The 20,201-nt window shown below is 41.2% G+C and carries 19 protein-coding genes; 11 read left to right on the forward strand and 8 right to left on the reverse strand.

Features of this window, described 5'->3' with window-relative positions:
* Nucleotides 1-61: 61 nt before the first annotated feature.
* The gene (locus A9Z07_RS15600; protein ID WP_069579774.1) at nucleotides 62-667 is read left to right on the forward strand and encodes an alpha/beta fold hydrolase; all 606 of its coding nucleotides are present in this window, start codon (nucleotides 62-64) and stop codon (nucleotides 665-667) included.
* 52 nt (nucleotides 668-719) lie between these two features.
* Here A9Z07_RS15600 and A9Z07_RS15605 read toward each other — a convergent pair whose 3' ends face one another.
* Nucleotides 720-1,331 (reverse strand): LysE family translocator, encoded by a 612-nt coding sequence (locus A9Z07_RS15605; RefSeq protein ID WP_069579775.1) that lies wholly within the window; start codon nucleotides 1,329-1,331, stop codon nucleotides 720-722.
* Nucleotides 1,332-1,490: 159 nt separating this feature from the next.
* Here A9Z07_RS15605 and xerA point away from each other — a divergent pair, with 159 nt between their 5' ends.
* The 7 genes from xerA (at nucleotide 1,491) to gyrA (ending at nucleotide 10,432) form a co-directional block, all read left to right on the forward strand.
* A complete protein-coding gene (gene xerA, locus A9Z07_RS15610) occupies nucleotides 1,491-2,378 on the forward strand; it encodes a site-specific tyrosine recombinase/integron integrase (RefSeq protein WP_171258993.1) in 888 nt (295 codons plus the stop codon).
* Between the two features lie 438 nt (nucleotides 2,379-2,816).
* Nucleotides 2,817-3,566, forward strand: coding sequence for an electron transfer flavoprotein subunit beta/FixA family protein (locus A9Z07_RS15615; protein WP_069579777.1), 750 nt, complete (start codon nucleotides 2,817-2,819; stop codon nucleotides 3,564-3,566).
* Nucleotides 3,567-3,583: 17 nt separating this feature from the next.
* Entirely contained in the window at nucleotides 3,584-4,519 is a 936-nt protein-coding gene (locus A9Z07_RS15620; RefSeq protein WP_004771288.1) for an FAD-binding protein, read from the forward strand.
* A gap of 76 nt (nucleotides 4,520-4,595) precedes the next feature.
* Entirely contained in the window at nucleotides 4,596-5,438 is an 843-nt protein-coding gene (locus tag A9Z07_RS15625) for a helix-turn-helix domain-containing protein (RefSeq protein ID WP_069579778.1), read from the forward strand.
* 84 nt (nucleotides 5,439-5,522) lie between these two features.
* Nucleotides 5,523-6,485 (forward strand): MBL fold metallo-hydrolase, encoded by a 963-nt coding sequence (locus A9Z07_RS15630; RefSeq protein ID WP_081406444.1) that lies wholly within the window; start codon nucleotides 5,523-5,525, stop codon nucleotides 6,483-6,485.
* 213 nt (nucleotides 6,486-6,698) lie between these two features.
* Nucleotides 6,699-7,355, forward strand: a complete 657-nt coding sequence (locus A9Z07_RS15635) for a hypothetical protein (protein ID WP_069579780.1) — start codon at nucleotides 6,699-6,701, stop codon at nucleotides 7,353-7,355.
* Between the two features lie 347 nt (nucleotides 7,356-7,702).
* On the forward strand, nucleotides 7,703-10,432 hold the full coding sequence (gene gyrA / locus A9Z07_RS15640) for a DNA gyrase subunit A (RefSeq protein WP_069579781.1): 2,730 nt from the start codon (nucleotides 7,703-7,705) through the stop codon (nucleotides 10,430-10,432).
* Between the two features lie 23 nt (nucleotides 10,433-10,455).
* Here the strand turns inward: gyrA and A9Z07_RS15645 are convergent, their stop codons facing one another.
* Genes A9Z07_RS15645 through A9Z07_RS15660 form a run of 4 tightly spaced genes read right to left on the reverse strand, consistent with a single transcriptional unit; the run spans nucleotide 10,456 to nucleotide 15,371 of the window.
* The gene (locus A9Z07_RS15645; RefSeq protein ID WP_069579782.1) at nucleotides 10,456-11,568 is read right to left on the reverse strand and encodes an ABC transporter permease; all 1,113 of its coding nucleotides are present in this window, start codon (nucleotides 11,566-11,568) and stop codon (nucleotides 10,456-10,458) included.
* On the reverse strand, nucleotides 11,565-12,695 hold the full coding sequence (locus A9Z07_RS15650) for an ABC transporter permease (RefSeq protein ID WP_069579783.1): 1,131 nt from the start codon (nucleotides 12,693-12,695) through the stop codon (nucleotides 11,565-11,567). The genes A9Z07_RS15645 and A9Z07_RS15650 overlap by 4 nt, the downstream gene beginning before the upstream one ends.
* 3 nt (nucleotides 12,696-12,698) lie before the next feature.
* Entirely contained in the window at nucleotides 12,699-13,862 is a 1,164-nt protein-coding gene (locus A9Z07_RS15655; RefSeq protein ID WP_069579784.1) for an HlyD family secretion protein, read from the reverse strand.
* Nucleotides 13,863-13,874: 12 nt separating this feature from the next.
* Nucleotides 13,875-15,371 carry a TolC family protein gene (locus A9Z07_RS15660; protein ID WP_062847517.1) on the reverse strand — a complete coding sequence of 499 codons (1,497 nt, stop codon included), beginning with the start codon at nucleotides 15,369-15,371 and terminating at the stop codon, nucleotides 13,875-13,877.
* Between the two features lie 348 nt (nucleotides 15,372-15,719).
* Between A9Z07_RS15660 and serC the strand changes: the two genes are divergently transcribed.
* Nucleotides 15,720-16,799, forward strand: a complete 1,080-nt coding sequence (serC, locus tag A9Z07_RS15665) for a 3-phosphoserine/phosphohydroxythreonine transaminase (protein ID WP_005256728.1) — start codon at nucleotides 15,720-15,722, stop codon at nucleotides 16,797-16,799.
* A gap of 79 nt (nucleotides 16,800-16,878) precedes the next feature.
* Here serC and A9Z07_RS17930 read toward each other — a convergent pair whose 3' ends face one another.
* Complete coding sequence (locus tag A9Z07_RS17930; protein ID WP_004771301.1) at nucleotides 16,879-17,022, reverse strand: hypothetical protein; 144 nt, start codon at nucleotides 17,020-17,022, stop codon at nucleotides 16,879-16,881.
* A 36-nt stretch (nucleotides 17,023-17,058) separates the two neighbouring features.
* Nucleotides 17,059-17,997, reverse strand: a complete 939-nt coding sequence (locus tag A9Z07_RS15670; protein WP_069579785.1) for a hypothetical protein — start codon at nucleotides 17,995-17,997, stop codon at nucleotides 17,059-17,061.
* A gap of 230 nt (nucleotides 17,998-18,227) precedes the next feature.
* Between A9Z07_RS15670 and A9Z07_RS15675 the strand changes: the two genes are divergently transcribed.
* Both A9Z07_RS15675 and A9Z07_RS15680 read left to right on the forward strand, forming a co-directional pair.
* Nucleotides 18,228-18,698: a YaiI/YqxD family protein gene (locus A9Z07_RS15675; RefSeq protein ID WP_005284529.1), complete on the forward strand. Its 471-nt coding sequence runs from the start codon at nucleotides 18,228-18,230 to the stop codon at nucleotides 18,696-18,698.
* A 7-nt stretch (nucleotides 18,699-18,705) separates the two neighbouring features.
* Nucleotides 18,706-19,599, forward strand: a complete 894-nt coding sequence (locus tag A9Z07_RS15680; protein WP_004771411.1) for a DMT family transporter — start codon at nucleotides 18,706-18,708, stop codon at nucleotides 19,597-19,599.
* Between the two features lie 9 nt (nucleotides 19,600-19,608).
* On the opposite strand, the gene A9Z07_RS15685 is transcribed toward A9Z07_RS15680, so the two are convergent.
* The gene (locus A9Z07_RS15685) at nucleotides 19,609-20,190 is read right to left on the reverse strand and encodes a PilZ domain-containing protein (RefSeq protein ID WP_069579786.1); all 582 of its coding nucleotides are present in this window, start codon (nucleotides 20,188-20,190) and stop codon (nucleotides 19,609-19,611) included.
* Between the last annotated feature and the right edge of the window lie 11 nt (nucleotides 20,191-20,201).

Raw genomic sequence — 20,201 nt, forward strand, 5'->3', positions numbered from 1 at the left:
ACACTCCTAACTGTTGGAGTGTTTACTTGTAAAAAGAAAAATATAATTTAATAGGATAATAATGAATAATTTAGTTTTTCTTCCAGGCGCGTCTGGAAATACTCAATTTTGGGATCCTCTCATTGTTCAACTTCCTGAAACTTATACTAAACAAGTCCTTACTTACCCTGGTTTTCATGGTGTAACACCTGTTGCAAATATCAATAATTTTAATGATTTGACAGAGTATGTCCTTGAACAGATTCAGCATCCTTCTATCTTGATTGCACAATCAATGGGTGGGATTTTTGCGATTGCAGCAGCTTTACAAAAAACAGAATTGGTTAAAGGTTTGATATTGATCGCAACTTCGGGTGGAATTAATTTAGACCGATTTGAAGTCCAAGACTGGCGCCAATTTTATCGACAGGAATATGTCGAATATCCTGATTGGTTTACAACAACGAAAGTTGATTATGAGCAATCTTTATTCGATATTGAGGTGGATACTTTATTAATCTGGGGTGATCAAGATCCGATTAGTCCCATTGAGGTTGGACAATATTTAAATCAGATTTTTCAAAAATCTAAACTCTATATTGTTGACGGTGGTGATCATCAACTTGCAGAGAAATATGCTGAAGAAGTTGCCATACAAATAAAAGACTATCTAGACAGATCTCTATAAACGTAGTGAGTATGTTGCTAAGCGCGTTTTAATCAACGCGCTTTTTTATACTTTATCGTTTGCTGAATGCCAGCTTGAGTGCAAACAGGATAAAAATACTGCCAGTGATACGATCCATATATTTAATGAATTTTGGTCGTTTTAGATAAGCTGAAATGGATTGCATTGCAGCGATCAGGAAAATTGACCAGATCAGTCCAATCACCACATGAATCATCACCAAGCCCATGGTCCAGATGATTGGAGATGAGGACTGCGGGATAAATTGGGGTAAGAAGGAAATATAAAAAATACCAACTTTAGGATTGAGCAAATTGCCCCAGAAGCCTTTGATGAACCAGTTCTGCGTTACGGTTGTTTCATTGATATCGGCAAGTTGGGTACGAGGTTTTAACAGCAGATTTAAACCTAACCACGTCAGATAGATTGCGCCCATCCATTTTAAAAGATTAAAGGCGATATCTGAGGTTATCAATAAGGCACCTAAGCCACAAGCCACTATGATTCCCCAAGCAATACAACCCAGATTAATACCCAAGGCTGCCTGAAAGGCTTTGGCTTTACCTTCAAGTGTTGCAGTACGGATAATCAGTGTTGTATCTAAACCTGGCGTCAGTGTAAGCAAGGTAATTGCAACAAGATAGGGAATAAGCATGGTTGTCATTGATCAAGCACCATTTAGAACTTGAAAATGATTGTAGTACAGCGCAATCGATTGTTCGAGAAGGTTGAGGATGAATAGAGGAAAAAATTTGCTAGACTGTACTCAGCTTTATTTATCAGCATGGAGAGTCATTTGGAAACCCCTGCAAAACTACTGTCCATGTGGTTAAAAGAACGTATGATTCAAAATCAGTCGGAACATACCATTTCGGCCTATCAACGTGACTTAACTGATTTCTTTCATTTCTGCGAACAAAAACAATTACAATTACAAGATATTGAAGCATCGGATTTGAGAGAGTATCTGGCTGCCCGTGTTGAGCGGGATCAATTGAGTTCTAGCAGTTTACAGCGGCATTTGACATCTATTCGCCAATTTATGAAGTGGGCAGAGCAAGGGCAATATCTGGAGCAGAATCCATCCGAAGATTTTAAATTAAAGCGTCAACCGCGACCTTTACCGGGGATGATCGATATTGAGACGGTTCATCAAATTCTAGATCAGGCGCCCCCTGAAAAACCGATTGAGCAGCAATTGTGGCTACGCGATAAAGCAATGCTGGAACTATTATATTCCAGTGGTTTGCGTCTGGCTGAATTGCAAGGCTTAACCATTAAGGATATTGATTTCAATCGGCAGCTATTACGCATCACAGGTAAAGGGAATAAAACCCGAATTGTTCCCTTTGGAAGCAAAGCCAAAGATAGTCTGGTTGAATGGTTGAAAGTCTATCGGATCTGGCAAGGTGACTTTAATGCAGATTCATCGGTTTTTATCTCGCAACGTGGCAATGCCTTAACACCGCGTCAAATTGAAAATCGGGTCAAGCTGCAAGCGCAACGAGCGGGTGTCAATGTCGACCTGCATCCACATTTATTACGTCATTGTTTTGCCAGTCATATGCTTTCTGCCAGTGGTGATTTACGTTCTGTGCAGGAAATGTTGGGACATAGCAATCTTTCCACCACGCAGATCTATACCCATGTCGACTTTGAACAATTGGCAAAAGTGTACGATCAAACACATCCTCGGGCGCAAAAAAGCTAAATCCTGATATATTATGTTGCAAATTTGAGCGATTAATCGTCGTCTACTTTTCCAGTTTATTCCGTACATTTGTTGAATTGATGTTATTACTTAATTGCCAAGTTTTCTCGAAAGTGAAAAGGTGGGTAAGTTTGCAGGAAATGAACCGTTACAGATCATTTCAAACGTGATAAAAAATGCTGGTTTAGATCATTGAATTTTATAAAATATTAAAAAAATCAAAGTTTAATATTCATCATTTTGATGAGCTAAATAAATAGAATGAATCATTATTTTCATTTTGTGAACTGAGCGTTTCATCTTTTTTATGGCTGTAGCGGAAATTGTGACTTGACCGAAATGCCAAATACATTGCAAGATAGGGCACCTAAAAAGTTTCAATCGAAGAGTTAGAATACTCTTCATTACATTTACTTGCTTAGAACAGCCGAGGATTACATGAAGGCTCTTGTCGCTGTAAAACGTGTGGTTGATGCCAACGTTAAAGTTCGTGTTAAGCCGGACAATAGTGGGGTTGACCTTACCAACGTTAAGATGTCAATCAACCCATTCTGTGAAATCGCAGTGGAAGAAGCGGTTCGCTTAAAAGAAAAAGGAACAGTTTCTGAAATCGTTGTTGTTTCAGTGGGTGCTAAAGAAGCTCAAGAACAAATTCGTTCTGCAATGGCTCTAGGTGCTGACCGTGGTATTTTAGTTGAAACTGCTGATGAAGTTGGCGCTCTTGAAGTTGCTAAAATCTTGAAAGGCGTAGTTGATGCTGAAAGACCAGAACTTATTCTTCTTGGTAAACAAGCAATTGATGACGACTCTAACCAAGTAGGTCAGATGCTTGGTGCTTTACTTGGTGCAGGTCAAGGTACTTTCGCATCTGAAGTTAAAGTTGACGGTGGTAAAGTTCAGGTAACTCGTGAAATCGACGGTGGTTTACAAACTGTTGAGCTTGCACTTCCTGCAATCATCACAACTGACTTACGTTTGAATGAGCCACGTTATGCTGCTCTTCCAAACATCATGAAAGCGCGTAAAAAGCCACTTGATACTAAATCACCTGCTGATTATGGCGTTGCAACAGGTACTAAGCTTAAAACAATTAAAGTTGAAGCTCCTGCTGAACGTAAAGCTGGCGTACAAGTGAAGTCTGTAGACGAGCTTGTTGAAAAATTGAAAAACGAAGCGAAAGTGATCTAATACAGAAGGATAAAATCATGAGTATTTTAGTTATCGCTGATCACAACAACCAGACACTTAACGGTGCAACTTTAAACGTTGTTGCGGCAGCTCAAAAAATCGGTGGTGATATTACTGTATTAGTTGCTGGTTCTGGCGCTCAAGCAGTTGCAGACGCTGCTGCTAAAGTTGCTGGCGTGAGCAAAGTATTACTTGCTGACAATGCTGCTTATGCAAACCAATTGGCTGAAAACGTTGCTGGCTTAGTTGCTGACATCGCGAAAGGCGGCTACAAATACGTATTAGCTGCTTCAACCACAACGGGTAAGAATATTCTTCCACGCGTTGCTGCACTTCTTGACGTAAGCATGATTTCAGACATCATTGCTGTTGAATCTGCAAATACATTCAAGCGTCCTATCTATGCGGGTAACGCGATTGCAACTGTTCAATCTGATGAAGCAATCATCGTTGGTACAGTTCGTGGTACAGCATTTGATGCAGTTGCTGCTGAAGGCGGTTCTGCTGCGGTTGAAGCTGTTGCTGAAGCAAAAGACGCTGGTATTTCTACCTTTGTAAACGAAGAAATCGTGAAACTTGATCGTCCAGAGTTAACTGCTGCACGTATCGTTGTTTCTGGTGGTCGTGGTGTAGGTTCTGGTGAGAACTATCACAAAGTCCTTGATCCATTGGCTGATAAGCTTGGTGCTGCTCAAGGTGCTTCACGTGCTGCAGTAGATGCTGGCTTCGTACCAAACGACTTCCAAGTTGGTCAAACTGGTAAAATCGTTGCGCCTGATCTTTATATGGCGATTGGTATCTCAGGTGCGATTCAGCACTTGGCAGGTATGAAAGATTCTAAAGTTATTGTTGCGATCAACAAAGACGAAGAAGCGCCAATCAACAGCGTTGCTGACTACTGGTTAGTTGGTGATTTGAACACTGTTGTTCCAGAATTGGTAAGCAAACTGTAATTTACAGTCTGCCACTTATTCAAGAAAACGCCCTTGTGCTATAAATTGCACAAGGGCGTTTTTTATTGGGTTGATCATGAATATTGATTCTACGGCTGCGATGGATGAACAGTATTTACATCGTTCGCTGGTCAGATTGGCACTTGCTGATATGGCGCGAGATTACTTATGTATTCGGGCGAAAAATCAGCATGGACTATCGAATATTCAAGTGAGTCAATTGCACATGGGGATGATTCTGCATGGGCAACAACAGTTAAAAATGTATAACCAGCAGGTTAACCTCAGGGCGGGTGATCTGTTTATTATCAAGCCTGATACTGTTGCGGATACCGTCAATATTCCAGATCCGGAAACAGGAGAATATTTGACGATTCTGGTGCCGATGTGTGAAGAAGTGATTCATGCGGCACAGATGATTTGGGCCAAGCCCATTACCGATAAAACAGAAGCAATCTTGCAGTTTTCAATTGAGGATTTTGCCCCACATCTTCTCGCTTGGCAAAAGGCTTTATTTGAGCAGGATCTCGTTAAGGCTCGCTTATCGATTTCAGCCATCCTTGTGCAGTTATGTCAGCAGCATTGTGCAGATGTGCTAATTGTGCCTCCTCTAAAACTGTCAAAACAGATTTACCAGTGGGTGCTGGATCATCCTCAACATCAATGGCAATCCAATGAAATTGAAACCCGTTTAGGTTTAAGCAGCGCCACATTGCGCCGTAAATTGAGTCATGAACAAACTTCTTTAAGAGAAATCATTACCCATGCACGTCTAGCCCATGCCTTGGAGTTGCTCTATTCAAGTAAACTGCCGATGAAAACGATTGCGGCGAAGTCAGGTTATCAATCTGCTGCAACCTTTCGTGAGCGATTTATACAGCGTTATGAGGTTGATCCCGCCGTTTTATCCTTGGAATAATCTAAATTGAGCGTTTCGCGTAGATAATTGAGCGATTTTAATCACTCAGCAGCGTTAGATTTAGATCAATCTAATATCAAGGCGATGAACGTGAAATTATTAAAACCCATTCTAATTGCGCTACTGTTCAGTACTGGTGCAGCACATGCTGAATCCAGTCCTCAGGTAAAGCAAGTTGCGGGATATTTTTTACAGCCTGTTGGAAATTTGAAAGTCACAGCGCTGTTTGATGGGGAGCTGGGCTTACCTCGTAGTGATTTGCTGGGAATTTCATCCGCAAAAGCCAATCAGTTATTTACAGAGAACTTTGTACCTGTCGATGAACATAATCAGATCATGACCGATTTTTCGGCTTATTTAGTACAGACGCCGACACAGAATATTTTAATTGATGCGGGTACTGCAAAATGTTTTGGCCCAAGCCTGGGTCATGTTCCAGAAAACTTAAAAAAGGCAGGCTTACAACCTGAGCAGATTGATACGATTTTAATTACCCATGCGCATCCTGATCATTTATGCGGAATTACGCTGGATGGGAAAATGGTTTATCCAAATGCCAAAGTCTATTTAGCGAAAGCGGATGTAGATTACTGGACGTCTGCTCAGAATGAGGCAAAAGCCAGTGACTTCTTTAAACCTTTGTTTAAAATGACCCGAGATGCATTAAAGCCTTATCAGCAAGCAGGGCAGTTGATTGCCTTTAGCAAAGCCTCTTTTGATGTGCCCAATGTTGAACTGATCAGCACACAGGGTCATACAGCAGGTCATTCTTCTTATCTGATCGATGGAAAAAATGGACAAAAGTTTTTGGGCTTGGGTGATGTGGTGCATTATGCGGCCGTGCAATTTCCGTATCCTGAAGCTAGCTATAAACCAGATACTGATGTTAAACGCGCCATCGCAGTGCGTAAAAATATCTTTGAGCACGCTTATCAAAATCATTGGTGGATCGGCGCTGCGCATGTGGCATTTCCCGGAATTGGTCATATCGGTAAAAATACGCAGGGCTATCAATGGATTCCAGCCCAATATCGTCCAGAACGGTGAAGGTTGGCTTTGATTTTTTCTTTGCAGATCGAAGGTTTAAGCTTATGAGACAGAGCGTTTCCTTTATGCAACGATACTGTTGCTAATTTAACATACTGATTTAAATCGTATTAATTTAATTTTTTGTTAATGGTTAATTTCAATTAAGCTAAAAGTGTACTCATTAGTACACTTTTGTTAAGCTTTCATTTTCGATGGTTTTTTTGTTGAATAATGAAGTTTGATTTTCGTTTAAATGGCGTTGTGTTAGTTCTATTCTCCCTTTTATTTCTCACCGCATTTCTAGCCATTGCTGAGAGTTCTGTACTGCTGACATGGAATGTTCATTTTTTAGAGGCAGTGCAGGCCATTGTGTTATTGGCTTGTGTTCCCTTTACATGGTTCTATGTCAAACCAAAGACTTTAACTGAGCAGAAAAAATGGTTCTGGCTATGGGCAATGGCGTGGTGGTTGATGTTCTTTGGGCGAAGCATTAGTTGGGGGCGTGACTTTTTCCCAGAAGTTCCTCATATCTATTTCCGAATCATTTCAATTTTTGTAATTGCACCTGTGGTTTTTATGCTGTTTTCTCCTCATTTAAGAGCTGAAATCAAGTATAAGTGGCAACAGGTCAAGTTGCCGTTCTGGTATTTACTGATTGCGGTTTTGTCATTGTTTCTGGCGGATAGTATCGAGCATCATCGCTTTATTGACACCTTGTTACTCAGTAATCATGCTAATCAGGATATTGTGGAAGAGCTGTACGAAAATCCATTTCTTCTTGCGCTGTTCTTTTCTGCTTTTTATTTTATGCGACAGGATCGGGTGACTGAGCAAGACAAGCTCACGCTGGCAATGGAAGCAGAACTCTCACCTAAACCTTATCAATAAAAAATTGAGCGTTATTTAACAGTTTAATTGGGGTTATGGCTTTTACAGAATTGCGGCGAAGGAGCGACTTTGGGAACAGGTTTTGCTGTTTTTTTATCCAAAGTGCTTCATAAAGTATTTTTATCGGCGCTTTTCTGTTTTTAGTAATTTTAAGTCATTCATTTATATATTCTTTTTATTGTAAAAAAATGCTATTTTTGCGGTTCTAAACTTACCGTTATTTCGTCCTTTATGCTATAATTTTTCGCTGTATTTTTTATTTTTAGTTCAAGTCTTTGAGCTGAATTTTTGCAAGATTGAAGACATAAAAGCAGGTACAACTCTCTACCTGTAAACAAGGAGTATGCATGAGCGTATCGGAAATCAGACCGATTGCCATTGAGGACGAACTCAAGCATTCATATCTAGATTACGCGATGAGCGTAATCGTATCTCGTGCATTGCCAGATGTGAGAGACGGTCTAAAACCTGTTCATCGTCGCGTGTTATATGCGATGCACGAATTGGGCAATGATTATAACAAAGCATACAAAAAGTCTGCTCGTGTTGTCGGGGATGTGATCGGTAAATATCACCCGCATGGTGACAGCGCAGTATATGAAACAATCGTTCGTATGGCGCAGGACTTTAGCTTGCGTTACATGCTGGTGGATGGTCAGGGTAACTTCGGTTCGGTCGATGGCGATAGCGCGGCTGCAATGCGTTATACCGAAGTTCGTATGCAAAAGTTAACCCATGAAATTTTGGCAGACTTAGAAAAAGATACTGTTGATTGGGAAGACAACTACGACGGTTCCGAGCGTATTCCTCAGGTGATGCCAACACGTATTCCTAATCTTCTGATTAACGGTACGACAGGTATTGCGGTGGGTATGGCGACCAATATGGCGCCACACAACATGACAGAAGTTGTGAATGCGTGTCTTGCTTATGCCAATAATCCGAATATTTCTATAGAAGGATTGATGGAACACATTACGGGTCCAGATTTCCCTACGGGCGGTATTATTTACGGTAAATCAGGCATTGTAGATGCTTACCGTACTGGTAAAGGCCGTTTGCATATTCGTGGTAAATATCACTTAGAAGAAGACCAGAAAACAGGTCGTACCACGATCGTCTTTACTGAAATTCCTTATCAGGTCAACAAGGCAAAAACCATTGAGCGTATTGCCGAGTTAGTCAAAGAAAAGAAACTGGAAGGTATTTCAGAGCTTCGTGACGAGTCTGATAAAGAAGGTATGCGTATCGCCATCGACTTGAAACGTGGCGAAAATGCAGAAGTTGCGGTGAATAACCTGTTCTTGCATACCCAGCTTCAAAACTCGTTCAGCATCAACATGGTCTGTCTGGATAATGGCCAGCCGAAGTTGATGAATCTGAAAGATATTATTGCGGCATTTATTCGTCACCGCCAAGAAGTTGTGACTCGCCGTACCATGTTCGAACTGCGTAAAGCACGTGAGCGTGGTCATATCTTGGAAGGTTTGACCGTTGCATTAGCCAATATCGATGAAATTATCGAAACCATCAAAACATCTGCAAACCCGGCTGAAGCGCGTGAACGTTTACAGTCTGGCGAGTGGGCTGGTGGTGGTGTTGTTGCCTTACTTGAAAAAGCAGGTGCAATTTCAGTTCGTCCAGACGAGATTGAAGGCGAAGATCCAGCACGTCCGTTTGGTTTGTCTGGTGATATCTATCGCTTGTCACCAACTCAGGTGGCTGCGATTTTAGAATTGCGTTTACACCGTTTAACAGGCTTGGAACAAGATAAGTTACACGCTGAATATACTGAAATTTTGGGTCAAATTGCTGAATTAACGGCAATTCTCAATGATTTCAACTTATTGATGAATGTGATTCGTGAAGAACTTGCTTTGATTTTGCAGCAATACGGTGATGGTCGTCGTACTGAGATTGTGGAATCTGGTGTTGATTTCTGCCGTGAAGATTTAATTCCTGAAGAGCAAGTTGTATTGACTGTGTCTCAAACAGGTTATGCGAAAACTCAACCACTTTCTGATTATCAAGCGCAACGCCGTGGTGGTCGTGGTAAGTCTGCAACTGCAATGAAAGATGATGACATCATCCAGCATTTAATTGTGGCATCGAACCATGCAACTGTATTGTGCTTTACCAATGTTGGTAAAGTTTATCGCTTGAGAGTGTTTGAAGTACCGCAAGCATCTCGTGGTGCAAAAGGTCGTCCAATTATCAATTTACTTCCTCTGGAAGCGAATGAAACTGTGACTGCTATTTTACCGTTGACGGAGTTCCCTGAGAACCATTACGTATTTATGGCGACTGGGTCAGGTACGGTAAAACGTGTTGAACTTGCACAATTTAGTAATGTGCGTTCAAACGGTTTACGTGCGATCGAGCTGAATGAAGAAGATACCCTGATTGGTGTTGCGATTACCGATGGTAACCAGCAGATCATGTTGTTCTCGAATGAAGGTAAGGCAATCCGTTTTGCTGAAACTGATGTTCGTGCGATGGGTCGTACTGCGAAAGGTGTACGCGGTATGCGAGTCAGCTTTGCAAGCAACAGTATCGAAGCTGAAGATGCTGACGTTGAAAATGATGATAGTGATGACAATGATGATTCATCAGATTCAAATGTAATCAGCCGTATCGTTTCGCTTGTAGTTGTACCTGAAACGGGTGAAGTGCTGTGTGCATGTGCCAATGGTTATGGTAAACGTACGCCAGTAGATGACTTCCCGACCAAGAAACGTGGTGGTAAGGGTGTAATTGCAATCAAGACAAGTGAGCGTAATGGTGAGCTTGTGGGTGCCGTATCGATTGATGAAACCAAAGAACTCATGTTGATTTCTGATGGCGGTACATTAGTACGTACGCGTGCTGCTGAGGTTGCAACAACAGGCCGTAACGCGCAAGGTGTTCGTTTGATCCGCTTAAGCGATGCTGAGACATTGGTGGGTGTGGTTTCAATTGAAGCTGTAGAAGATGACGAAGAGTTAGATGCTATAGATGAAGTTGAAAATACCGAAGCTGAAACAGTGACTTCTGAAGAAGTTGTTGCTGAGCCAAAAGATGATGCGCCTGAAGCGTAATCATTGAGGTAATAAAAAGGAAGCTAATTAGCTTCCTTTTTTATGGGTTGCATCATCACTAAACGGTAATAGGAGATTGCCAGTAAAATTGCAGCTACGGTTGCCAGATAAATCAGTTTTGGTACCACAATAGAGGTTGGTACACCCATTTGATTGAGCTGTACAAACATTTGCACACCATGAGTTGAAGGAAATATCCAGGCAAACCATTGCATCCAATGTGGCATGGCTTCATGAGGCCACGCTGTTCCAGTCAGTAAGAATAATGGAACAGACGTCACGACAATTAGGTGCCCAACCCGTTCAGGCATATCCACCAGTGAACCCACTAGCATGCCTAAGCCAATCACACAGCTGACATAGATTGGGACGGCAAGCAACATGCCCCAGAAGTTTCCACCGTGTGGAAATTCATATAGCCAGAAGGTAAAGCCGAATAAATACAGACAGCTGAGGCAGCCTGTCGTGAAAATAGTGGCAAATGTTGCCCAGAATTCAACAGGTTTTGCTATCCAGCCTTGTTCACGATAACTGGCGATCAGCATGGCAAGACCAAGCAGAATCGTTTGATGAATAATCAAACTGGCGACAGCAGGGAAGATATAACTACCATAACCCGACATCGTGTTGAACAGTGGAATCTGATGAATCGAAAGTTCGGGTTCAAACGCGGAAGCATTGCCAAATTTTTCTAGATGCTCTTTCAGCGTATATTCAATTGAGCTGGCTAAACCGACGCCAACTTCTTTGGTTCGGATGAAATACGCCGTACTTAAATAGAGACCAATCCCACCCATTTCACCTCGCTTCAAACTATTGGTGAGGTTCTCAGGCAGTAACAAGATACCTTCAGCTTGCTGGTTCTGCACCATGCGCTGCGCTTCCAGAAAATTATCCGTCACCGTGGTGATTTTGATATGTGGACTATTCGATGCTTGGCTAATGATTTTTGAGGTCAAAATACTTTGTTCTTCATCCACGATTACAATCGGAATATCTTCCGCTGTTTGTGCCTTATAGGCGGTCGGATAGAAAAAACTATAAAGTAGCGTTGCCGCAATTAAGGTGGTAAACACCGAATTGTTGGCAAAAATATTTTTAAAGGTCTGTAGGTAATAGCTGAAAAATGACTTCATGGACATAGCTCCTGAGTATTTTTCTTTAACAGACGCACGCTCAAGGCAAAGAATAAGCCCGCGAAGACCACTAAAATGCCAAAAGGAACCATTGAGACATGTACATCACTGCCAATAATCCACTGTTCGGTTTGCAGCTTGGCATAAGGCGTGTAGGGAATAATCATTGACCAGAACTGGGTAAATGCTGGCGCGTTATTCAAGGGTAGGGTAATCCCTGAAAAACTTGGTGAAGAACCACCATACAGTGCGATAAAGCCAAAGGTCTTTGGAAGATTCTGGGTTGCAAGAACCACGGTACTGCTGATCACGGCATAGGAAAAGTACAATAAAAATTGTGCTGCTAAAATCAGCGTGAGTGAACCTGCAATAAAGTAACCGCGGATTTGCGCTAACCAGAACATCCAGCACCCAGTCCAAGCACAGAAAATAAAGACATAGAGCAAGATCTTACCAAGCAGGCTGGAAATGACTTGTTTGGAACTGACCCATTCACCCACTGTTTTGCGCTTAAACTCTTGCCCGATAGCAAAAGCCACGCAGCAACAGAGCAATAAGTGTAAAACGGCTGGCACCATAAATGGCTCAAGAAATAACTCATAACTCATGCTTGGGTTATATAGAGTAGAAATCTTAATATGCGGGGTGGGCATGTCCAGATAGGGGATCGTGTTGGACAGGTAGCTTTGTCCCATATATTCGGCCATACCGTTTAGGGTGCTGATGAGCATGGCGGAGGAAATGGTATTACCGATACTAAAAAAAGATTGGTTATAAGCAATACTGATTTGCGCATCTTGGGCTTTGACCAGACGTTGTTCAGCACCTTCGGGGATCATGACAAATCCCCATGCTTCAGTCTTGTTGATGAGCCGTTCTGCTTCATCCTGACTGGCGGTAATGGTTTTTACTTGCAAAGTATGGTTGAGGCTTAAGCTACGAATCACCTTACGGCTCATTTCACTTTGGTCTTGGTCAATCACAACAATAGGAAGATGTTCGGCCTTACCTGCTGAAAACATGCTGCCAAAGAGCAGAATGACCAGCAAAGGCGCGATCACCGCCATAAAAAGATCTACTTTATGGCGTTTGAGATAGCGTAATTCCCGAAGCATGACAGCAAACATCGGTTATTTTGCCTCTTCTATTTTGAATAATACACTCATGCCGACTTTTAAATCAGGAATGCTTTGCTCTGGCACCAAATGGAATTTGAAGCTGCGGATGTCATAACCACCAGTTTGGCGCGTGGTTTTAATCGTTGCAAAATCACCTTCGGCATCAATATTTTTTACTTTAAAGGTTTCTTTACGATTTAATGCAGGAATAAAACCTTCAATGCTTTTCATTTTATAAACAGAGCTGTACATGTCTTCACGGACATTTAAGCTGACCCACAAATCATGGTCTTCAATAATGCTAACGACTGGCACGCCTGTTGCGACTAATTCAGTCGGCTTGCCATAGGTTTTAGATACGGTTCCGTCTGTAGGTGAGTACAGTTTGGTTTCTTCGGTTAATGCATTGGCTTCTTTCACAGCCGCTTGTGCCATCGCAACTTGTGCATCAGCCGTCGATTTCTGTTGTTCGGTGCTGCCGCGTTTGGCACGCGCATACTGTTGATAAGAGGCTTCGGCAGTTTCACGTGCAGAAGTTTGTGCAGCAAGCATTTCATCGCGGCGTTGGCGAGAAATTACACCTTGTTGATATAAGGTTTCACCACGTTTATACGTGGTTGCTGCCAATTCTGCCTGAGTTTTCATGGCTTGCCAGTTGGCATACAGTGTCTCGATATTTTCTTGTTGAGCACCACGATACACAGTGGAATGGAATGCAGTTGCACTTTGTAAAGCTGCTTGAGCCTGTTCTTTTTTCGCTTCGAGTTCAGGGCTGACAAAGCGAACCAGTGCTTGACCTTTCTTAACCGGCTGTCCCTCGGAAACATAGAACTCCTCGATACGACTTGGCACTTTGGTGCTGATATGCACGGTTTCTGACTCAACCCGACCTTGTAGCTCAATCGCTTGAGGCTGATAAGCTTTCCATAAGCCAAAAGCGATTAAACCTAAAAGTAGAATCAAAATAATCAGGCCGATGATTTTTGCCTTACCTTTTTTAGGGGGCTCATTCGGTGGCTGCTGTGTATTGGAGTTTGATGTCTCAGGTTGTGGCTGTGCGACTTTCTCAGTCGCGCTTACTTGCGCTTGAGGTGATTCAGACGTTTGAGTTTCAGTCTTGTTGTCTACTTGATCTTTATCGCGTTCTGAATTGGATGATGATTGATCTTGGCTCATAAAATTCTCCAATTAACGGATATAGTCAGTACGTGGTTGGTTAACATAAAGCTTGAACTCATCAATGGAGCCATAGCTTTGTAAAAGTGTCGCTAAAGATAAAATGTATTTATAGGAATTAACGGCCATTTCACTTCTTAATGCGCTTAAGGCATTTTGTGCATCGATGACTTGTGTCGCCGTACCCATACCTTCCTTAAATGAAAGCTGTTGGATACGTAAGTTTTCTTGCGCAGCTTTGGTGTTTTGAACCAGCAATTGATGGCTGGTCTGAGAAGAACTTAATTCGCTATAAGATTTGTACAGCACATTTTCAACTTCCTGCTTGGTGCGTTCAGTCATTAGCTCTGCTGCATATTTTTTAAGTTCGGCTGCACGTATATTTTTGTTGTTATCAATGCCTGAAAATAAATTGTATTTTGCCATTACACCGACAATCCAGTTCTCTTTGCTGTCTAGTCCATATTCACCAAAGGCAAAAACACTCGGTTTTTTGGCTGACTGTTGAACCTTGACATTTTCATTGGCAAGTTGGGTATCCATTTGCAGCTTTTTGATCAAACTGGAATTTTGATCGTAATTTGCCAGCATTTTATCCAGAGAATGGTTTTGTGCATTATTCACGAATAGGGGGGTGGTGAGATTTAAACTTTCTTTGGTTTTTAATAAATTTTGCAGGCTAAACTGACTGGCTTGTAAATTGGACTGGGCATTTTGATAGGTGCGTTCTGCATTATTGCGTGCCACCTCAAACTGCATACGCTGGCCCTTATTAATAAAGCCTTGCTTCTCTAATTTAAGTGCATTGTTATAATGTTCTTGCATCGAATTTAAATTAAACAGGCTGGCATTGAGTAATTGCTGCTGTAATTGCACATTAAAATAAGACTGAATCATCTCAAAACGTTGCGAGTCTTGTTGTTGTTTTTCGCTAATGTTTGAACGTTGAGCCTGAATGGTGGCAATCTGTTTGGCGCTGCTAATTTTACCGCCAGTATAGAGTGGCATAACCATCGAAACAGAAGTGCGGACATCATGGTCTTTGACCGTAACATCAAGATTGTTCGGTACCTGATTCAGACCTTCACTTACAGTTTGATCAAATCCCTGACCGACCTGATCAATCACTTCAGGTGGTAACACATTTTCCCATTGCGATAACTTGTCATCAAAACCACGGGTCAGCGAATTTTCCAGTCGTCGCTTGCTGGAAGCTAAAGGCACGCTGGTTTCGCTATGAAATGAATAAGCACGCGCATTTAAATCAATACGGGGAAGGCCTAAATTTTTAACGGCTTCCATCTCGAGTTGAGACGCTTGTTGCAAGGCTTGCTGTGCTTGGGAGGCATAAGCATTTTCAACCACATAGTGTTCAGCTTCACTATAACTGAATGTCTGGGCAAATAAAGAAGATGAAAATAAGGCACAGCTGATCAGGCTTATACTCAAGCTTAACGTTTTGGGAAACCTTTTGACCTTAAAACTCGGTCGATCATGTCGTTTCAACATTATGGTATGTCGCAATTTAATAATATCCTGAGGTAGTCTAAATTCTTTTTATAAAATTAAAATATTATGTTTTTAATTAAATAGTTATATCGCTGGGATTGGTGTAGTGAATTTGTAAAAAGTAGAGTTTTTAATCTAAATAAAATGTCGAAAAACAGGGGTATTTCATGCTAGAGCAAAGCAACATAACGTTTGGCCTAAAATAATTGTAATGACAGAACATGATTGAAAAATTAATACTTTTTTTGCAGTCAAATTGAAATATTTACTGGATAAGCTGCTGCAAGCTTCGCCAATCTATGATTAAATTCCCATTCCAATTTGTTCCACTTTAACAAGGGAAAACTCATGCGTGCTTATAATTTCTGCGCTGGTCCTGCTGCATTACCTACTGCCGTTTTAGAAAAAGCTCAACAAGAATTGTTGAATTGGCAGGGCAAAGGTTTGTCGATCATGGAAATGAGTCATCGTAGCAGCGATTATGTTGCTGTGGCAGAGAAGGCTGAAGCTGACTTACGTAAGCTCATGAACATTCCTGAAAACTATAAAGTATTGTTTTTACAAGGTGGCGCATCCTTACAGTTTTCAGCGATTCCATTGAATCTGTTAGGTAAAAATAACAAGGCAGATTATATCCATACTGGCATCTGGTCTGAGAAAGCGCTAAAAGAAGCGAAACGCTATGGCGATATTAATATCGTTGAAGCGGGTACTTTGATTGATGGTAAGCATGCGATTACCGAACAAAGTACATGGAATCTTTCGAATGATGCTGCTTATGTGCATTATGCAGATAATGAAACAATTGGTGGTTTGCAATTCGCTGCTATCCCAGATGTAAATGCGCCGTTGGTGTGTGATTATTCATCAAGTATCTTGTCTGCACCTTTGGATGTAAGCAAGTTTGGCTTGATCTATGCGGGTGCGCAAAAGAATATTGGCCCAGCCGGTTTGACCATCGTTATTATTCGTGATGATTTACTTGATCAAGCTAAGCCTGAAATTCCAAGCATCTTGAAATATGCAGATCAAGCCAAGAATGGTTCAATGGTAAATACCCCAGCAACCTATGCATGGTATTTATCAGGTCTTGTATTTGAGTGGTTGCTTGAGCAGGGTGGGGTAGATGCAATCTATAAAGTGAATCAAGAGAAAGCCAAGTTACTTTATGGCTATATTGATTCGAGCGATTTCTATAACAATCCGATCGCAGTGCCAAACCGTTCAATGATGAACGTGCCATTTACTTTAGCTGACGAAGCGCTTGAAAAGACTTTCTTGCAAGAAGCTGAACAGCATCACTTATTGAACTTGGCAGGCCACCGTTCAGTAGGTGGTATGCGTGCAAGTATTTACAATGCAGTCCCATTAGAAGGTGTACAAGCCCTTGTAAACTTTATGGATGATTTTGCGAAACGTCATGGTTAAGCAATAAAAACCAGTTAAAATAAAAGCCCTCATCATTGAGGGCTTTTATATGCGAATAAGGTAGTTAATGGTCAAAAAATTAGAAAAAACCAATTTGATGAAAAATAAGTGCTGCTAAGAACATACCAAGTAAGAAAAAGCAAAAAGCACCAACATCAAGTTTAAGACCTTGATCACTCGAATGAATCAGACTGGTGGTCGTTTGTTCTGGTATAATTTTCATTAGAACGCCTAAAAATGCCATTTATGTGATTTTTTGTCACTCAGTAGCAGTTTTAGCATAAATATTGGCCTGAATCCATAGGTTGCCGCGAATATATTGGCCAATGTTAAAGTTTTTATACAATTCATTTTTAGTTGCAATACGAATCAGGATTGCAGGTAAATCATCTTCTAAAACCAGTGTCACGTCATAAAGGGTATATTCATCCTGCATAAACTGCATTTGAGTTTTACCGACGATATTACCTTGGAACCAGGCTTCATCTTCCTGACCTAAAGTTTCACCGAATAAATAGGCCACCATTTTAGAAAAGTCGACAGTAACAGGTTCTTGATCTTCTGGTGTTTTTGGCTGCCAGTCATTAATCAGTTCCTGTAAATTTTCTGGGGCAACCCCATTATGTTCTGCCAAAATCGCATTTAATGCGCGGTGATGTTTAATTGAAGCAGGGTCATCAACAATGATTTTCTCATCTGGGGCAACCGCTTCTAATTCATATGCCCAAGCATTAAACTGAACTTTATAGCTTTGGTTTTTGTCATATTGACAGCTATTTACACTGAATAAATTATCGAACGCATAAATGGTCGTATCTTTATTTAAATTTAAACGTAACACTGCTTGAGTGGCAGAATCACAGGTAATAATTCGCTCAATTTTCGCATCATATTTATATGGACTTTCAAAACTTGGAAAGGCTGTTTTTAATGCGCGTGGTTTTTGATCTTCCACTGCAATGATCTGGTTAATGGAAACAGATTCACCACTTGGGCCTTGGATTAACCAAAATGTCTGATCCATCTCATGTTCATCTTCACATAGCCCCATTGGCATTACGGGTGCATCAAGTGCCAATCCTAACCATTTGGGAACATTTGTTTCGGGTGTGTCAGTCAATAAGTTCCAATGCTCGACATGATTACCGAAATTTTGATCTTGAATTTTAATGATTTCTGGACTGTTTTGATTTTTCATAAAGCGAGATGCTAAAAAGATTGAACTTATTCTATTAAATCGAGGGTAACTGGGATATTTCAAGTCTGAATCTGTAATTATCTATAAATTATTTCATTTTTAATCTAGAGATTAGGGTTCTATCTTCCCTGAACGAAATGAAAAATTGATGGGATTGCTGCAAGGATGTTAACTCTACTTTTCCCGTAATCTGCTACACTAGCTTTTTCTTCTCAAGAGCTTTCGTTAACGTGCTGCCATTTAAATTATGGGTAGATGCTGATGCTTTACCTAAAATTTTACGTGAAGTGATTTTACGCGCATCGGATCGTTACCAACTCGAAGTAACCTTTGTTGCCAACCAGAATGTCGGTATCACACCTTCCATGCGGATTAAGTCCATTCAGGTGATGAGTGGGGCAGATCAGGCTGACCAAGAGATTGTGGAACGTATGCAGGAAAATGACATTGTCATTACACAAGATATTCCATTGGCGGCACAAGTGATTGAAAAGGGCGGTATTGCCATCCATCCACGCGGTGAAATCTATACCACAGCCAATGTAAAAGCACGCCTACACTTGCGTGATTTTATGGATACTTTGCGTGGGGCTGGGGTGCAAACTGGTGGGCCACCGCCTATTTCTGAACGTGATAAACGTGAATTTTCCAGTTCACTGGATCAGACTATTTTAAAACAGAAACGTAAAACAGCTTCTTGAGTTGAATATGCCATCACGTATTAACCTCATGCTCACCTATGGACTGCTGGTCTTTATCTGGGCAACGACACCGCTTGCAATTGTGTGGAGTGTTTCAGATTTACACCCGATGTGGGCATTGGTAATCCGCTTTTTTATTGCCTTACCGCTGGCTGTGACGGTGTTATTGCTGTTAAAGGTTAAATTCCCTATTCATAAAATTGCATTATTGAGTTATGCCGCGGGTTCGCTCAGTCTGATTGGCTCGCAAATCTTTACTTATGCAGCTACAGCTTATCTTAGCTCTGGCTTGATCGCCTTGATGTTTGGTTTGGCACCGATTATGGCTGGCCTGATTGGTCGTTTTGGTTTTCAGCAGAAGCTGGCAGGTTTGCAGTGGCTCGGAATGGGAACATCCATTATTGGTTTGGCGATGATTTGCTTGAGTGGTAGTCAGCAGCATGTCCAGCCGATTGGTATTATTTTAATGCTAATCAGTGTTTTTTCTTATTCATTGTCCATTTTTCTCGTGAAAAAGATTAATGCGGATTTACCTGTCATGGCACAGGCGACAGGTTCAATTCTGGTCTCTACTTTATTGGCGACTTTGTTAATACCGTGGATCTGGCAATACGCACCAACGCATTTTCCTTCAGCCAAATCTTTATTTGCCCTGACTTATACCATTGTGATGGCATCGTTAATTGCGATGTTCTGTTATTTTAAACTGGTGCAGAATTTACAAGCGACCACACTGTCATTGACTACTGTAATGACACCAATGCTGGCGATACTGATCGGGGCTTACCTGAACCATGAACAGATATCGGCTCAGGTATTCGTAGGAGCGAGTATTATCCTGTTTGGTTTACTGCTGTACTTCTTTAGGGATTTAAGAGCATATCGCCGTTTAAAATCTTAAATGATGCAATCAGCTGGTTTCGGTTTGTTGAGCTTGTCGAATACTGGCTGCTAATTTGGCGCGATCTTGCGGATTTAAGGTAATAAAGTAGGCACCGATACGGAATTTTCCTTGCTCTTCTGCTGTGCTATGTACCACTTGAGCAATTGCAGCAATATGAAAGAAATTTTCAGGATGGCTCAAGGTAATATGGATATACGAGCCTTCATTAATATCTTGAGAACTAAAGAAACTTAATCCATTTTCAGAAACATTGACCTGCTCAGGGACGGGCAGTAAAGATTGCACGATATTGTCGTAATAAGAGCCTGTAATCAGGTTTAATTTCTGGTTAAAAAGGGATAAGATGCGAGCAATTTGTTGATCTTTTTCATTTAATTGTTCTAATTCGTAGCGAAACGCATGATCAAATTGATCTAACTCTGCAAGTAGTAGAAAATAGCGTGGCAATACGAAATGGGAATCATACGGGTCATTCAGCGCCACATCATCGGGAATGATTTGATAGTTGATTCTCAACACGGCATCAATACGAGACATCACACGACGTTCAGTGTTGTCGTCAACAAGATGATGTTGTGAATTTTCCATAATAAATCACC

This window comes from Acinetobacter sp. YK3, assembly GCF_001729365.1.
Classification (GTDB): Bacteria; Pseudomonadota; Gammaproteobacteria; order Pseudomonadales; family Moraxellaceae; genus Acinetobacter; species Acinetobacter vivianii.

Bases quoted from the DNA above. Each gene is read 5' to 3' on its own strand.
- A9Z07_RS15660 (WP_062847517.1), bottom strand. From the start codon at position 15,371: ATGTTGAAACGACATGATCGACCGAGTTTTAAGGTCAAAAGGTTTCCC.
- A9Z07_RS15630 (WP_081406444.1), top strand. From the start codon at position 5,523: ATGAACGTGAAATTATTAAAACCCATTCTAATTGCGCTACTGTTCAGT.
- serC (WP_005256728.1), top strand. From the start codon at position 15,720: ATGCGTGCTTATAATTTCTGCGCTGGTCCTGCTGCATTACCTACTGCC.
- A9Z07_RS15685 (WP_069579786.1), bottom strand. From the start codon at position 20,190: ATGGAAAATTCACAACATCATCTTGTTGACGACAACACTGAACGTCGT.
- A9Z07_RS15670 (WP_069579785.1), bottom strand. From the start codon at position 17,997: ATGAAAAATCAAAACAGTCCAGAAATCATTAAAATTCAAGATCAAAAT.
- A9Z07_RS15625 (WP_069579778.1), top strand. From the start codon at position 4,596: ATGAATATTGATTCTACGGCTGCGATGGATGAACAGTATTTACATCGT.
- A9Z07_RS15635 (WP_069579780.1), top strand. From the start codon at position 6,699: ATGAAGTTTGATTTTCGTTTAAATGGCGTTGTGTTAGTTCTATTCTCC.
- A9Z07_RS15680 (WP_004771411.1), top strand. From the start codon at position 18,706: ATGCCATCACGTATTAACCTCATGCTCACCTATGGACTGCTGGTCTTT.
- A9Z07_RS15605 (WP_069579775.1), bottom strand. From the start codon at position 1,331: ATGACAACCATGCTTATTCCCTATCTTGTTGCAATTACCTTGCTTACA.
- A9Z07_RS15600 (WP_069579774.1), top strand. From the start codon at position 62: ATGAATAATTTAGTTTTTCTTCCAGGCGCGTCTGGAAATACTCAATTT.
- xerA (WP_171258993.1), top strand. From the start codon at position 1,491: ATGTGGTTAAAAGAACGTATGATTCAAAATCAGTCGGAACATACCATT.
- A9Z07_RS15650 (WP_069579783.1), bottom strand. From the start codon at position 12,695: ATGTTTGCTGTCATGCTTCGGGAATTACGCTATCTCAAACGCCATAAA.
- A9Z07_RS15615 (WP_069579777.1), top strand. From the start codon at position 2,817: ATGAAGGCTCTTGTCGCTGTAAAACGTGTGGTTGATGCCAACGTTAAA.
- gyrA (WP_069579781.1), top strand. From the start codon at position 7,703: ATGAGCGTATCGGAAATCAGACCGATTGCCATTGAGGACGAACTCAAG.
- A9Z07_RS17930 (WP_004771301.1), bottom strand. From the start codon at position 17,022: ATGAAAATTATACCAGAACAAACGACCACCAGTCTGATTCATTCGAGT.
- A9Z07_RS15655 (WP_069579784.1), bottom strand. From the start codon at position 13,862: ATGAGCCAAGATCAATCATCATCCAATTCAGAACGCGATAAAGATCAA.
- A9Z07_RS15645 (WP_069579782.1), bottom strand. From the start codon at position 11,568: ATGAAGTCATTTTTCAGCTATTACCTACAGACCTTTAAAAATATTTTT.
- A9Z07_RS15620 (WP_004771288.1), top strand. From the start codon at position 3,584: ATGAGTATTTTAGTTATCGCTGATCACAACAACCAGACACTTAACGGT.